The sequence below is a fragment of the Corynebacterium sp. genome (assembly GCF_030538285.1).
GTDB lineage: Bacteria > Actinomycetota > Actinomycetes > Mycobacteriales > Mycobacteriaceae > Corynebacterium.
In genome coordinates, this window is the sequence record NZ_JAUNUG010000015.1 from 1 (window position 1) to 12,897 (window position 12,897).

The 12,897-nt window shown below is 66.1% G+C and carries 16 protein-coding genes; 5 read left to right on the forward strand and 11 right to left on the reverse strand.

Annotated elements, in window-relative coordinates; all coding sequences use genetic code 11:
• On the reverse strand, positions 1–391 hold a 391-nt coding region (locus Q4G50_RS06690; RefSeq protein ID WP_303376877.1), incomplete at its 3' end, for an NAD(P)/FAD-dependent oxidoreductase.
• A gap of 129 nt (positions 392–520) precedes the next feature.
• On the opposite strand from Q4G50_RS06690, the gene Q4G50_RS06695 reads away from it, so the two are divergent.
• Together Q4G50_RS06695 and Q4G50_RS06700 are read left to right on the forward strand one after the other, a co-directional pair.
• Complete coding sequence (locus Q4G50_RS06695; RefSeq protein WP_303376878.1) at positions 521–1,795, forward strand: class I SAM-dependent methyltransferase; 1,275 nt, start codon at positions 521–523, stop codon at positions 1,793–1,795.
• 18 nt (positions 1,796–1,813) lie between these two features.
• Positions 1,814–2,344 carry an SRPBCC domain-containing protein gene (locus tag Q4G50_RS06700; protein WP_303376879.1) on the forward strand — a complete coding sequence of 177 codons (531 nt, stop codon included), beginning with the start codon at positions 1,814–1,816 and terminating at the stop codon, positions 2,342–2,344.
• Positions 2,345–3,016: 672 nt separating this feature from the next.
• Here the strand turns inward: Q4G50_RS06700 and Q4G50_RS06705 are convergent.
• The 3 genes from Q4G50_RS06705 to Q4G50_RS06715 are packed head-to-tail and all read right to left on the reverse strand — an operon-like array spanning position 3,017 to position 4,241.
• The gene (locus Q4G50_RS06705; protein ID WP_303376880.1) at positions 3,017–3,190 is read right to left on the reverse strand and encodes a hypothetical protein; all 174 of its coding nucleotides are present in this window, start codon (positions 3,188–3,190) and stop codon (positions 3,017–3,019) included.
• A gap of 8 nt (positions 3,191–3,198) precedes the next feature.
• The gene (locus Q4G50_RS06710; RefSeq protein WP_303376881.1) at positions 3,199–3,903 is read right to left on the reverse strand and encodes a YceI family protein; all 705 of its coding nucleotides are present in this window, start codon (positions 3,901–3,903) and stop codon (positions 3,199–3,201) included.
• A gap of 8 nt (positions 3,904–3,911) precedes the next feature.
• Positions 3,912–4,241, reverse strand: a complete 330-nt coding sequence (locus Q4G50_RS06715; protein WP_303376929.1) for a hypothetical protein — start codon at positions 4,239–4,241, stop codon at positions 3,912–3,914.
• A 115-nt stretch (positions 4,242–4,356) separates the two neighbouring features.
• Between Q4G50_RS06715 and Q4G50_RS06720 the strand changes: the two genes are divergently transcribed.
• Positions 4,357–4,746, forward strand: a complete 390-nt coding sequence (locus Q4G50_RS06720; RefSeq protein ID WP_303376882.1) for an RNA polymerase-binding protein RbpA — start codon at positions 4,357–4,359, stop codon at positions 4,744–4,746.
• A gap of 58 nt (positions 4,747–4,804) precedes the next feature.
• On the opposite strand, the gene Q4G50_RS06725 is transcribed toward Q4G50_RS06720, so the two are convergent.
• From Q4G50_RS06725 to Q4G50_RS06740, 4 genes are read right to left on the reverse strand one after another with little or no spacing between them, the layout of a single operon-like run.
• Positions 4,805–5,611: a polyprenol monophosphomannose synthase gene (locus tag Q4G50_RS06725; RefSeq protein WP_303376883.1), complete on the reverse strand. Its 807-nt coding sequence runs from the start codon at positions 5,609–5,611 to the stop codon at positions 4,805–4,807.
• Entirely contained in the window at positions 5,608–7,107 is a 1,500-nt protein-coding gene (gene lnt, locus Q4G50_RS06730; RefSeq protein WP_303376884.1) for an apolipoprotein N-acyltransferase, read from the reverse strand. The genes Q4G50_RS06725 and lnt overlap by 4 nt, the downstream gene beginning before the upstream one ends.
• Positions 7,104–7,604, reverse strand: a complete 501-nt coding sequence (locus Q4G50_RS06735; protein WP_303376885.1) for an FxsA family protein — start codon at positions 7,602–7,604, stop codon at positions 7,104–7,106. The genes lnt and Q4G50_RS06735 overlap by 4 nt, the downstream gene beginning before the upstream one ends.
• Before the next feature lie 9 nt (positions 7,605–7,613).
• Positions 7,614–8,900 (reverse strand): lipase family protein, encoded by a 1,287-nt coding sequence (locus tag Q4G50_RS06740; RefSeq protein WP_303376886.1) that lies wholly within the window; start codon positions 8,898–8,900, stop codon positions 7,614–7,616.
• Positions 8,901–8,929: 29 nt separating this feature from the next.
• Between Q4G50_RS06740 and Q4G50_RS06745 the strand changes: the two genes are divergently transcribed.
• Positions 8,930–9,562, forward strand: a complete 633-nt coding sequence (locus Q4G50_RS06745) for a hypothetical protein (protein ID WP_303376887.1) — start codon at positions 8,930–8,932, stop codon at positions 9,560–9,562.
• On the opposite strand, the gene Q4G50_RS06750 is transcribed toward Q4G50_RS06745, so the two are convergent.
• The 3 genes from Q4G50_RS06750 to Q4G50_RS06760 are packed head-to-tail and all read right to left on the reverse strand — an operon-like array spanning position 9,559 to position 12,170.
• Positions 9,559–10,278 carry an SDR family oxidoreductase gene (locus Q4G50_RS06750; RefSeq protein WP_303376888.1) on the reverse strand — a complete coding sequence of 240 codons (720 nt, stop codon included), beginning with the start codon at positions 10,276–10,278 and terminating at the stop codon, positions 9,559–9,561. The genes Q4G50_RS06745 and Q4G50_RS06750 overlap by 4 nt on opposite strands.
• A gap of 3 nt (positions 10,279–10,281) precedes the next feature.
• Complete coding sequence (gene ygiD / locus Q4G50_RS06755) at positions 10,282–11,055, reverse strand: 4,5-DOPA dioxygenase extradiol (protein ID WP_303376889.1); 774 nt, start codon at positions 11,053–11,055, stop codon at positions 10,282–10,284.
• A gap of 5 nt (positions 11,056–11,060) precedes the next feature.
• Positions 11,061–12,170, reverse strand: coding sequence for a Xaa-Pro peptidase family protein (locus Q4G50_RS06760; RefSeq protein WP_303376890.1), 1,110 nt, complete (start codon positions 12,168–12,170; stop codon positions 11,061–11,063).
• 29 nt (positions 12,171–12,199) lie between these two features.
• Between Q4G50_RS06760 and Q4G50_RS06765 the strand changes: the two genes are divergently transcribed.
• The gene (locus tag Q4G50_RS06765; protein ID WP_303376891.1) at positions 12,200–12,808 is read left to right on the forward strand and encodes a trypsin-like serine protease; all 609 of its coding nucleotides are present in this window, start codon (positions 12,200–12,202) and stop codon (positions 12,806–12,808) included.
• Positions 12,809–12,897 lie beyond the last annotated feature (89 nt).

Sequence of the window (12,897 nt, forward strand, 5' to 3'; positions counted from 1 at the left end):
CGGCGAAGTGGTCGTTGCCGAAGTAGGACTGGGAGGCGCCGGCGGCGACGATGAGGGAGTCATACTCGAATTCGCGGGTGTACGCGCCGAGCGAGGTGGTGACGATCTGCTTCTCCAGGTTGATGTCGGTCACCTCGCCCTTGACCACATTCGTGTTGTCCTGGCCCTTGAGGACCTGGCGGGTGGAGGGGGCGATCTCTCCGGAGGAGAGGATGCCGGTGGCTACCTGATAGAGCAGGGGCTGGAAGAGGTGGTGGTTCGTGCGGTCGATGATGGTGATGTCGACGTTTGCGTTCTTCAGGTCCTGAGCCGCAAACAGGCCGCCGAAACCGGAGCCGATGATGACCACGTGGTGGCGGCCGCCCTCAGGACGGAAAGGGGTGTTCGTCATGAAAAAAGCTTCCTCATCTTCTGTGCGAATTTCAACGGGGTCCATCGTATATCGTTCACCCCGCGAACTGCGACGTGACCGGTCGCGCCTGCCCTTAACTGTGGCCAGACAGCGTTAGGATGTCTCGTTGTGAGGTATCCCCATCTGGCGGCAATCGACGCCGTCGCGTGGCCCGGCGTGGCGCGAGTTCCTGCTGGGCGGCTCGTTGACCTGCGCGCACGGCTGGCGGAGGCGAGTTTCGCCCGCGCGTGCGGCAACGCCGGGCTGGAGTTGGATCCGGATGCCGAGCCTGATCTCGTCGTTGAACACGAGGCGTTGTTTTCCCGTCTGGCTGTGTCCGGTTGGTTGGGGTTGGCGGAGAGTTTCATGGCGGGGGAGTGGCGTTCAGACACGCTTGTCGACGTCCTCGCCGCGCTGATTTCCACCGGCTACCGACCGCGCGTCTCCGTGCCCGAGTCGCCGGGTTATGGCGGCGGCGAGTTGCCCGCCGAGCTCGTTGCGCTGGGTTCCGGCGACGGGTTGAGCGCCTTCGGCGGGGTTTTCGCCTCCGGGGTGCCCACCACCGTGCGCACCGCCGTCCCCAACCACGCGGCGGGCAAGGGCCCGGACACCCACTTCGTCGATCTGACCACTTTTTCCGCCCCGGCTGCCGTGGACCGAGAAGATCTCGGCGACGCCCAGACACGCACCGCCACCATGCTTCTCGACGCCGCCCGCGTCTCCGCCGGCACCCACCTCTTGGAATTCGCCTGTTCCGGCGGTGCCGTGGCGATCCAGGCAGCGCACCGGCGGGCTACCGTGGATACGCTCACCGCTGATCCGCAGCAGGCAACGGCCGTGGGGGAGCAGTTGCTGTTGGCCGGTGTGGAGCCCAACGTGCTGGTCTCCGTCGTCGATGGCCCGGTGCCGCGCGAGCACCGCGGTTCCTATGATGCGATCGTCTCGGTGGAGAAGCTCGAAGTGCTGGAAACCCGCGACCGCGTCCGATACCTGCAGATGCTCGACCGTTCGTTGAGCGTCGGGGGATACGCGGCGATGCAATCCGTGGTGGCCACCGACGCGCTGAGCGGCGCAGCCAAGCAGGCACTGCACGCGCTGCGCGCCTACATCTGGCCCGGGTTGGAGCACATGAACATCGAGGAAGTCCACAAGATGGCGGACCGGGAGACCGGCCTGCGGATCGTCGGTCAAACCCATATCGGTGGCCACCACGAGGTATCCCTCGCCATGCAACGCTCCCTGTTCGAGGGGCACTTGCGGGAAGCTGCGGCCGCCGGTTTCGACATTGCTTTCCGACGCCTGTGGCTCTACCAATTTGCCCTGCGTGAGGCCCTGTTCCGCCTCGGCATGCTCGATACTGTCCAGTTCACCATGACGCACCGCAACCGGCGGGGGCGCCGATAAGCTGGCACCATGGGGCTCATGACCACACGTGAACCCACCGGATACCTGTCCACCGGCCCCGTCTGGCCTGAGTTGATCATCACCCGCCGCATCGCGCACGTCATCGATGCGGTCTGGAACCAGATCACCGACCCCGAGCTTCTCGATACCTGGTACGGCACCTTCGCCGGCGATCCAGCCGGTGGGGAAGTCACGGTGACCACCCACGAGGTCCCGGATGCGCCGGGTACCGCGCGCATCGACCACTGCGAAGCGCCCCACGCACTGGCCGTCACCTTGCAGAGCCCCGCCGGGGAGTGGGTGCTCAGCGTAACCCTGAGCGCCGAGGGTGATGACACTGATCTGGAGTTCCGCCAGCGCCTCGACGGCCTCGAGTACGCCGCCCGTGACCTGGGCCCCGGGTGGGAGTACTACCTGGACAAGCTCGTCATGTCCTTGGCAGGGGAGGACGTGGCGACGCTGCAGTGGGACGACTACCATCCGGTGCTCTGCGAGCATTATGACTGCGCGCACCCCGAAGAACCCGGCCAGATGCCCGAAGAGAACTAGCCACCTGATTCCCTCACATATCACCATTATTAACCTGGGGAAACGATCGGCGCTGGCCTTCGTTTGGTAAGAGAATCAGGCGGGCCTGGCCGTGGGCGGGGTTGAGATGGAAGGGTTCTGTGATCCGGTGCTATGCGCGTGCCCCAGAGTGCCCCGAGGAGCCCGAAGAGAACTTGCCACCTGATTCCCTGACATATCACCATTCCTGACCTGGGGAAACGATCGGCGCTGGCCTTCGTTTGGTAAGAGAATCAGGCGGGCCCGGCCGTGGGCGGATTTGAGCTAGAAGGGTTTGCCGTCGAGGTCGGGCATGCCGCAGGAGATGGGGCAGGTCCGGAGCGAAACCCCGACGTACCAGGCTGATGGCGTGGGCCCATCCTAGGGCAGTGCTGAAATGACATAATGTACATTATCGGCGCATTAGCCTCGTCGCCAAAGGTAGGAGACCGCGTCTTCCTGGGCCGATCCCTTAGGGCCTGTCCGGCCTTACGCAGACGCCGCCTGGCTTCTGCCAAACGTCAGACGCCTTATCGTTGCCCGGTCGCACCCACCTGGTGGATCCCATACGGCCCGTCTGGCGTTACGCAGACGGAAGGTGCGAGAATCGCCACCGGACCCCGCTTCCCCATGTCCAGGAATACGCCCGATTAACGTCACAGTGACGAAAAAGGGCTACTCTTGGTCCCGGTACCTGTATGCCATCCAGAGCTGCCAGATGGACACCAGGACCAAAATGCCGGCGATGATGCCGATAAACCAGTAGCCCTGCCACGTGACGTAGAGGCCGAAGACGAGGATGACGATGAGACGAACCCAGATCATCGGGATCATGCGGGACGGGTTCATGGAGTGACCTACTTTCGCAGCATGATGCGGATGTTGAGCTCGCCGGTGTCGTCGATCTTGGCGGCGACGAACTCGGGCGACTCGACGCCGTATTCATTGCGGTTGATCTCGATGTCGCCGGAGACGATGACCTCGTCGCCGTCGCGGAGGATGTCGAACTCGTGGCTCAGCGGGCGGGTCTCGCCGCGGATCTCCATCTCCCCGGAAAGGGTCACCTTCCCGGGGGTGCCGTCGGCAGGGACGTGCGTGACGTCGGCGGGCTCGGTGATGGTGAAAATTGCCGTCGGGAACTCGTTGGTGTGGAAGATCTTGTTGCGGACATTGATGTCGCGGCGCTCGTTGTCGGTGGTGACATTGGTCATGTCCACGACGATCTCACCGGACTGCAGCGTGCCCTGCTCGATGGTCGCCCAGCCCTCCACGGATTGCGTGGAGCCGGAGGTCTGGCGACGATCAGAGGGCAGGATCTCGAAGAAGGTGAAGCCCACCGAGGTGGTGTTGGCATCGCCGCGCCGGTGCGCCACGTGCCACTCGCCGTTGATGTCGGTGCTGGCCGGGGCCGCGCCCTCCGCCTTGAGGCCCTCCGTCTTCACGCCGGGGCCCATCGCCAAGGCGAACAGCATCGGAACCACGGCGACCAGTGCCAGTACCACGATAAGGATCACGAAGATCGCGATGATGATCTTGCTGGCCGGCTTGCTCTGGGTGGTCATCGCCCTAACTACCTCAACTTCTCAATCGTCCGTGCGAGTGCCACCAGTTCGGAGCACAGGACGCGGATCTCGTCCGGTTCGGCGCCTTCTGCTGATGCGGTGGCGACGTCTTCAGCCGCGCACCGCAACTCGAAAAGGGAGTCCCTCAACGCTGCGGCACGGTCCGGATGAATGATAACCGCTTCCGCCGGAATACTGGTACCCGAAACACTTTGACGTTGCTCATAGGCGCGCTGCTTGCACGAGCGGCTGCAGTACTTGCGCGGTCGGCCACGGCCGGTAACAACCAGCTCCTTGCCGCACCACGCGCATGAGATGACGGGATTGGGCGTGGATATCGTCACGTGACCACCATATCGGATGAACTCACCCCGCCCGGGAACAAACCCCCTCCCCCGCACGTTATACTGATACGTCTATTGGAACTGAGCCGAAGAAAAGGATGATGCCGCAATGGCAGATCGCGTACTCCGCGGCAGCCGCATGGGTGCTGTCAGCTATGAAACTGACCGCGACCATGACCTTGCCCCGCGCCAGATGGTGAAGTACCGCACCGACAACGGTGAGATCTACGAGGTCCCGTTCGCCGACGATGCGGAAATCCCCGAGGAGTGGATGTGCAAGAACGGCCAGCTGGGCACCCTCATCGAGGGTGAGGGCGTCGAGTCCAAGCCCGTCAAACCGCCGCGCACCCACTGGGACATGCTGCTGGAGCGTCGATCACTGGAGGAGCTGGACGTCCTCTTGGAGGAGCGCATTGAGCTGCTGCGCAAGCGCCGTCGCTCCGCCGCCCGCCTGCTCAAGGAGCAGCAGGCCGCAGAAGCCGCCGAGAAGAACAGCTAGACGCCAGACGAAGACCCCCCCGGTGCCACCTGGCACCGGGGGGTTTTCTGCAGGGTGATCAGTCGCGCTGGCGGGAGCGCTTCCAGTGGCGGTACTCGTGGGTGACCATACGCTTGGAGATGGCCGCGGCGTCGGAAAGCTGCTCCAGGCGGTGGGCGAGACCCCACTTGGTCACCTCGAAGAGGGAGTCCTTGACGAAGCTGCCGTCCAGCTTCGACTCGCCGATCTCACGCTCGGTGAAGGTGATGGGTACTTCGCGGACGTCGAAACCGCCGGAGACGGCACGCCACGCCAGGTCCACCTGGAAGATGTAGCCGGCGTTGGAGAGTTCATCTAGGTCGAGGGACTCGAGGACGTCGCGTCGATAAGCACGGTAACCCGCGGTCATATCAGTCAGTCCGGCGCCCAGCAGCAGGGAGATGTAGATGTTGCCGCCCTTGGACAGGATCCACCGCTTCTTCGGCCAGTTGATCACCTTGCCGCCCGGCACGTAGCGGGAGCCGATAACCAGGTCGGCGCCGGCGTCGACCTCATCGAGTAGCAGGTGCAGCTGCTCGGGTGCGTGGGAGCCGTCGGCGTCCATCTCGCACAGGACGGTGTACTCGCGCTCCAGGCCCCACTGGAAACCGGCGACATACGCGCCGCACAGGCCGCCCTTGCCCTCGCGGTGGAGAACGTGGATGTGAGTGTCATCGGCGGCGAGCTCATCGGCTTTGTCGCCGGTGCCGTCGGGGCTGTTGTCGTCGACGATGAGGATGTCGACCTCCGGGGTGGCAGAACGGACCCGGCCGACGATGAGCGGCAGGTTTTCCAGCTCGTTGTAGGTGGGGATGATCACCAGGGTCGCGTCACTGGGTTGAGTCACGAAGGTCTCCTTGCTTGTGCGGTGTGCTGTCGCCGGCCGGTCACCAGCGCGGCGACGAAGAGCAGGCCACCGGCAATTATAAGGCCATACTGGACGACATGGCCGAATCGGGCGGCGAACGTCACGGACTCGCGCAGCGGCAGGGACTCCACCAGCTTGGCGGGCTCGAAGATCCCGGTCTCCTGGCTGACGGATCCATCCGGATGCACCATGGCGGACACCCCTGAGGTGGCGGCCACGACAACCGCGCGGTCCACCTCGATCGCACGCAGGCGGGACATGGCCAGCTGCTGGTAGGTCATGTCGGTGAATCCGAAGGTGGCGTTGTTGGTCGGGGTGGTGAGGATCTGCGCGCCATCGAGCACGGCGGTGCGCAGCGCCGGGTCGAAGGCCACCTCATAGCAGGTGGCGACACCGACGACGACATCGCGGATGCCCACCGTGAACTCCGGTGCACCCGGCTTGAAATCGCCGGCCTGGTCGACGTACTCGGAGAAGTTGCGGAAGAAGTCCCGCATGGGCATGTACTCGCCGAAAGGCTGAAGGAAGTGCTTGTGGTGGTGGTCGCCGCGGCCGCTGTCCGGATCCATGACGACCATTGTGTTGCGGTCGCCGACCTCATCGCGGGTGATGGTGCCTACCAGGATCGGGGTATCCACACTATCGACGGCGCGGGCGACCATCTCCCCCGCCTCCTCATCGGCGAAGGGGTTGACGTCGGAGGAGTTCTCCGGCCAGATGACCATGTCCAGCTCCTCCCCCGCCAGCTCCTCGGTGACCGCCACGTGGTTGGCCAGCACGGCACGACGCTGGGCATTGAAGTCCAGGCCCATGCGCGGCACATTGCCCTGCACGGCGGCGACCCGGACCTGGCCGGTGGTGGGTTCTTCCCGGTTGACCACTGTCAGGCCCGTCGCCACACCGGCGAGCAATGGCAGCACGACGGCCCCGAGGGCCACCCAGCGCACCTGCCGTACCGCCAGCCCGACCAGCCCGACGCCGACGAGTACCGCCGCGAAGGACACCAGCGCCGGGCCTCCCCACACGGCGAGGTTCGCCAGCGGGCCGCCTATCTGCCCCCAGGCCAGACGCACCCAGGCGAAACCGCCGAAGGGGAAGGAGCTGCGCGCCCACTCCACCAGCACGTAAATGAAGGGGAAGGCGAGGAAGCCGTAGCGCCAGCGGGCGACTGCCACACCGCCGACACCCATGACCAGTGCGTAGAGGGCGCAGAAGACGGACAGGGCGATGTAGGGCATGCTGCCCACGAACTCCCCGATCCACGGCAGCATGAACAGGTACGCCACCAGCGCGTGGGTGAAGCCGATGAGCGCGCCCGACCACCACCCAGGCCCCTGCCCCCGCCAGGGCATAAGCGCGACATAAAGTCCGGCCATGCCCACCAGCGCAGCCCACCACCAGCCGAGGGGTTCATTAGAGGTGTAGGCGAGGAAACCGGTGGCCGCGGCAAGAAGCAGTCGCAGCAGGAAGATCACTTGAAGTCCTCCGGGCGTACGTCGCGGGACCAGTCCTCGATGTCCGTGTCGTCCGGTTCATCGATGACCTGGGACGGGTCGGAGAAGCTGCCGTAGGAGGTACCGGGGCGTCGAGAAGCAGTCGCCTCGTAGCTGCGCACGCCCAGATCCTCAATGGAGGCCATCATCTTCTTCGCGGCGACCCGCCGCGCAATGGCGCGAGTCGGCGGGAAAATCAGCAGCAGTCCCAGGATCGAGGAGGCGATACCGGGCGTGCCCGCCAGGACGCCGCCCAAGGAGAGCAGGCCGTAGTCACCGGCCAGGCGACCGGCGGAGATCTTCTGTCCGGCGGCGAGCTGGCCGACGCGGCGCATTTCGATCGGTGCAGCCACCACTCCGAGGGCCATGAGCCCGAACATGAGCAGCAGGGCCCAGCCCACACCGAGCCAGGAACCGAAAGCCCAGAAGACGAGGGCCTCGATGATGAGGATGGGAAGGACGGCAAGTAGAAACGGCACGAGCCCACCCTACCGGCGTAGCTGATCGATCAACCACCCGACGTGGCGGGTCAGGTGCCGGTAATAGGGGCCGAAGTGATTGGCGCCGGTACGGCCCGGGATGGGCCAGGTGTCGTCGGCGAACCACTCCACGTCTGCTCCCCCGCTGCGCCACATGTCGCGCAGGTCGAGGACCTGTGAGAAGGGGACGACGTCATCGTGGCGCGAGCCCCACAGCAGGACGGGCACGTCCGGTGCCCGTCGGCCCAGCGCCCGGGCCTCGAACTCGGCGGAGACGCACGGGAGGTCGTCGAGAAGCTCACCGAGCGGCACCCCGGCGTGGGTCCAGCGGTGGGTGCCGCGCCACCCGGAGGTGAACACGGAGCTGACGGCGCAGGTGGCGGTGTCCGCGGTGATGTGGTCGAGGCCCTCAGGGGTGAGCGCGCCGAGGATCTCAGCGCGGATGTCCGGGGAGGCGACCATGAGCCCGGCGACGGCGTAGGAGAGCACGCCGGTGACCAGCGAGCCGTCGACGTGGGCGAGGACCTCATCCAGGCGCGAGGGTGGTGCGCCGATCACGGCTGCCACCGGGGCGATGTCCGGGGCGTAGTCGGCGTTCTCCAGTGCCGCGCCCACGGCCGCACCGCCCTGGGAAAAGCCCCACATGCCGACCGGGGTGTGAGTGGGTAGACCGAGGTGGCGGGCGGCGCGGACGGCGTCGAGAAGCGAGTTGGCGCCGGAGGCATGATCGCAGTAGAGCTGCCAGCCGAAGTCGGGGTCGCGCGGGTAGTCGGTGAGCACGACGTGCATGCCGGCGGCGAGCATGGCGGTGATGGCGGGCAGTTCATAGCTGGCGACGATATCGATGGGGCCGCGCAGGGTGAATGACATGCCCACGGACATGGAATAGGAGGGATCGCAGTGCGGCGCCACGCCCTGGGTGGAGGGTGCGAAGGCGATGACGGGGCGGGTGCCGCCGCGCCAGGGGCTGTGCGAGTGGAGGTAGGCGCCGGTGGCGGTGATGGTGCGGCCGCGGGCATCCGTGGTGACGTATTCCATGCGGGTGGCGGTGACGCGGCTACCGCCTATGAGCTGCATGGGGGCGTCGGCAAGCAGCGTTCCGGGCGGTTGGCCGATGACCCAGGTGGCGTCGCCGAAGCTGGGTTCGGCGTCCCATTCGGCATGCGTGGGGCGGGTCGGTTGGTGTCGGCGGCGCAGCACTCCCCTGCTGATTTCGTGGGCCAGCGGCAACCACGCGCGGGTAAGCGTGGAGCCCACGCCGGCGCGGTGGACCGGTGTCGCGCGCGAAAAGAACATGCGTCCCACCTTAACTAGAATGGCCCCCTGTGACCCACGCCAAGCTATATGTCGACCTTGTGCCCGCCTCCGGAATCGTCACCCCGGGTGGCTGGGAGCCGCTCGCCGTCCTGGCCGAACAGCTTTCCGACGCCCGCATCCACCTCACCGAGGCCGGTCATGTCCGGCTTTATGGTGCTTCAGCAGATTCGCTTATCGACGTCGCCGGCTTCCACCCCGCCAGGGATCCCGCACCGGAGCCCGGCGAGATCGGCTGGCTCGGCCAGACCGACGGGCACGTGCATCTGGGGGCCGGGCTGCGCTTGGGGATGATGAGCACGCAGATCGCCCGGATGCTCGATGTGATTGAGGCGCCGGTGCGCGTGTGCCGCGGCGGCATCCTGCAGATCGAGGGCCTGGAGGAAGGCGTCGCGGAGCAGGTGGTGCGGGTGCTGGCGCCGCTGGGGCTGATTTTCGACGCCGGCTCCTCGTTGCTGCAGGTCAGCGCCTGCGGCAACTGTGGGCTCTCGCGTTCCGACGTCCACCTCGACGCCCTGCAGGCCGCCGCGGAAGGGGTGGATGGGCCGACCCATTTCGCCGGTTGTGGGCATCGTTGTGGCGCCCCGAGCGGGGATCACGTCGAGTACCTGGCCTTGGGCGAAGGGGAATACGAGGTCAGTTAGCGGGGCATGCGCCGCCAGACGGGGCGCGGCACCAGGCGCATGACCCAGGCCAGCAGGCGCAGGCGGCGCGGGATCCACAGGGTGCGCGAACCGCGGCCGCCGGTGATCTCTGCCGCGATGGCGTCGGCGACCTCTGCCGGGGTGACCGACATGGGTGCCGGGTCCATCCCTGCGGTCATGGTGCCGATAACGAAGCCGGGGCGGGCGGTGATCAGCCGCAGCCCGGAGCCGTGGAGGCGATCGGACAGGCCCTGGCAGAAGGCATCGAGGCCGGCCTTGGTGGAGCCATAGACGTAGTTGGCGCGGCGGGCCCGCCACCCGGCGATCGAGGAGAAAGCGATGATCTCGCCCTGCGTCATGACATCCGCCAGCACCGTGAGCATCGAGACCTGCGCGGTGTAGTCGATGGTGGCGATTTCTGCGGCGTGCGCCTCATCTGCTTCCGCGCGGGCCTGGTCACCGAGGACGCCGAAGGCCACGATGGCGGTGGATACTCCCCCGCTGAGCTCGATCGCTTCCTCCACGACCGGGCGGTGGGAGGCCAGATCGGTGGCTTCGAAGGGGAGGTGGTGGATGGCGGTGGCGCCGGCGTCGATAAGCAGCTGGACGTCGGGCTCACGACGGGCGGCGAGCACGACCTCCCGCCCGGCGCACAGGCGGGTGGCCAGCTCGAGCCCGATCTCGGAGGTGCCGCCGAGCAACAGGATGGCGTTCATACCTTAAGACGCTACCCGGTAACCCGTCATGGACAGTGAACCCATCGTGCGGTGGTCATTGAACACATCGACTGTCCCGCCGAGTGCGGAGGACACCCCGGCGACATAGGCCAGCGGGAGGAAATGATCGGGGGTGGGCACGGAACGGGTGTAAGCGTCGTGCTCCCGGAGGGATTCGAGGCGATCGGGATCGCCCAGCATGATGTCGCGGGCGGCGGCGTCAAAATCATCGGCCCAGGCGTAGCCGGTGTCCCCGCCGTGCCAGTTGACGAGGGAGAGATTGTGCACGACGTTGCCGGAACCGACGATGAGCACACCGTGTTCGGTGGCCAGCCGCGCGAGGCGCGCGCCCAGGTCGTAGTGCTCGGACAGGGGCTTGGTGGCGTCGATGGACAGCTGGACGACGGGGATGTCGGCTTCCGGGTACATGTGCTTGAGCACGGACCAGGTGCCGTGGTCGAGGCCCCAGTCATGGTCCTGCTGCACGAGGGTCGGCTTCGCGACGTCGCGCACCAGCTCCGCGATCTCGGGATCGCCGGGGGCGTTGTACTGGACGTCAAAAAGCTCCTGCGGGAAGCCGTAGAAGTCATGGATCGTGCGGGGATCAGACATGGCCGTGACCCCGGTGCCCTTGGTGTACCAGTGGGCGGAGACGGACAGGATGGCGCGCGGGGTCGTCTCCTCCCCCAGTCGGGACCAGGTGCGGGTGACGTCGTTGTCGTCGATGGCGTTCATGGGAGTGCCGTGGCCGACGAAGAGGGCGCGGGTGGTGGTCATGATGTCTACCTCAGATCACGTTGTTGATGTGACAGCGATTCTACGCCTGTAGGAGACACAACAACAATATCCTCCAGTCGCATTCCCCACTGCCCCGGCAGATAGATGCCCGGCTCGATGGAAAAACACATCCCCTCCTCCAGCACCAGCTCGTTACCAGCCATGATGTAAGGCTCCTCATGGGTGGACAATCCGATGCCGTGCCCGGTGCGGTGGATGAAATACCCGCCGAACCCAGCCTGCGTGATCACCTCGCGGGCGGCGGCGTCCACCGAGGCCGCCGTCACCCCGGGGCGCGCCTGCGCCATCGCCGCGGCGTGGGCCTGTTGCAGGACCTCGTAGGCCGCGGCAGCATCTGTCGGAGCATGCTCCGCACCACCCACAATGTAGGTGCGCGTGGAATCCGAGTGGTACCCGGGACCGCGCGTGCCACCCACGTCAACGACCACGACGTCACCTTCCTCCAGCACCCGGGCCGAATGCGAGTGGTGCGGATTCGCCCCATTCGGCCCCGAGCCGACGATGACGAAATCCACCACCGCATGCTCCTTGAGGATCAACGTGCGAAGATCCGCGGCCACCTGGTTTTCCGTACGGCCGGCCCGCAATAGCGACGGCACCCGCTCATGGACCCGGTCGATGGCCGCTCCGGCCAGCGCCAGCTGCTCGATCTCGGCGGCATCCTTCCGCATGAACAGCTCTTTGAGGGTGGTGGCGGCGGGGAGCACGGGGGCGTCGATAAGCTCCTGCAAGCGCAGCACATGCAGCGTGGTCAACGACGAACCCAGCGCCACGGGGCCGGGATCCAGCACCGCGACAGCGCGGGCGTGGGCATCCTCCCCATCCACCCACCCACGGACGATGACATCCAGATGGGGCAACGCCGAGAGCGCCAGATCCCCGATATCCGTCTGCGGGGCCAGCAGCACCGGGTGACCGTGCGCCGGAATCACCAGGGCCGTCAGTCGTTCATGCGAGCTGATCCAGGACCCCGTGAGATACGCCAGCTCCGGACCCGTGCCGATGATGAGCCCTGAAAGGCCCTGCTCACGGCACAATTCGGCGGCTCGGGTAAGACGCTCGGCGTATACATGCGTGGGAAACAGATCAGTCATATCACCCATCGTAGGTACGCTGGGAAACCGTGTCGCACGCCATCACCGTCCGCCTGAATTCCGGCCGCTCCTACTGCTCCGGGGTACTCATCGCGCCGGACCTTGCCGCCGCGGAGTCCTCCACCGAATACATCCTCAGTTGTGCGCATTTCCTGCGAGAACGCACCGGGGAGATCAAGGTCGGCGGGGCCTTCTTCCACGCACGCATCCGCGGGGCCGTGCGCATCCCCCGCACCGACATCGCCGTCCTGAGGATGGATCGCCCGTCACCGCCGAAACACCTCCTCGGCTTAGCAGCGCACCCCGCCCCCTTCTTCGCCCCCACCCGCACCGAGGGATTCGGGGGAAGTTGGCACCGGAAGCGTCAACGGCTGGGTCGGGTGGTGTTGCGCACCCCCTTCGCACTGGGCCGTAACCTATCCACGTTCGTTACTTCGGCGGCGATCCTGCACAACAGCCCCAAGGCGATCAAGGGCGATTCGGGTGGGCCGGTGATCATCGGCGACGAGGTGGTGGCGGTGCAGTCGATGATCACCGACCCCTTCGGTGTCAACACCGGGCTGGCGACCGTGGCGCAGGTCGCCGCGCACCGGCGCTCTATTCTGGCGGCGGTGGCGGCGCTGGAGCAGGCCTACTGAGAAACCTTCGAGAGACGTTGGACGGGGGCCGTCCATCGGTCCTTCTGAATGGTCGAGATCAGTGTGAACTCGACCGCGGCCTCTCGACC

Excerpts from the sequence above, each read along its gene's own strand:
- Q4G50_RS06700 (WP_303376879.1), top strand. The coding sequence starts at position 1,814 with ATGACCACACGTGAACCCACCGGATACCTGTCCACCGGCCCCGTCTGG.
- Q4G50_RS06705 (WP_303376880.1), bottom strand. The coding sequence starts at position 3,190 with ATGAACCCGTCCCGCATGATCCCGATGATCTGGGTTCGTCTCATCGTC.
- Q4G50_RS06710 (WP_303376881.1), bottom strand. The coding sequence starts at position 3,903 with ATGACCACCCAGAGCAAGCCGGCCAGCAAGATCATCATCGCGATCTTC.
- Q4G50_RS06720 (WP_303376882.1), top strand. The coding sequence starts at position 4,357 with ATGGCAGATCGCGTACTCCGCGGCAGCCGCATGGGTGCTGTCAGCTAT.
- Q4G50_RS06740 (WP_303376886.1), bottom strand. The coding sequence starts at position 8,900 with ATGTTCTTTTCGCGCGCGACACCGGTCCACCGCGCCGGCGTGGGCTCC.
- Q4G50_RS06750 (WP_303376888.1), bottom strand. The coding sequence starts at position 10,278 with ATGAACGCCATCCTGTTGCTCGGCGGCACCTCCGAGATCGGGCTCGAG.
- ygiD (WP_303376889.1), bottom strand. The coding sequence starts at position 11,055 with ATGACCACCACCCGCGCCCTCTTCGTCGGCCACGGCACTCCCATGAAC.
- Q4G50_RS06760 (WP_303376890.1), bottom strand. The coding sequence starts at position 12,170 with ATGACTGATCTGTTTCCCACGCATGTATACGCCGAGCGTCTTACCCGA.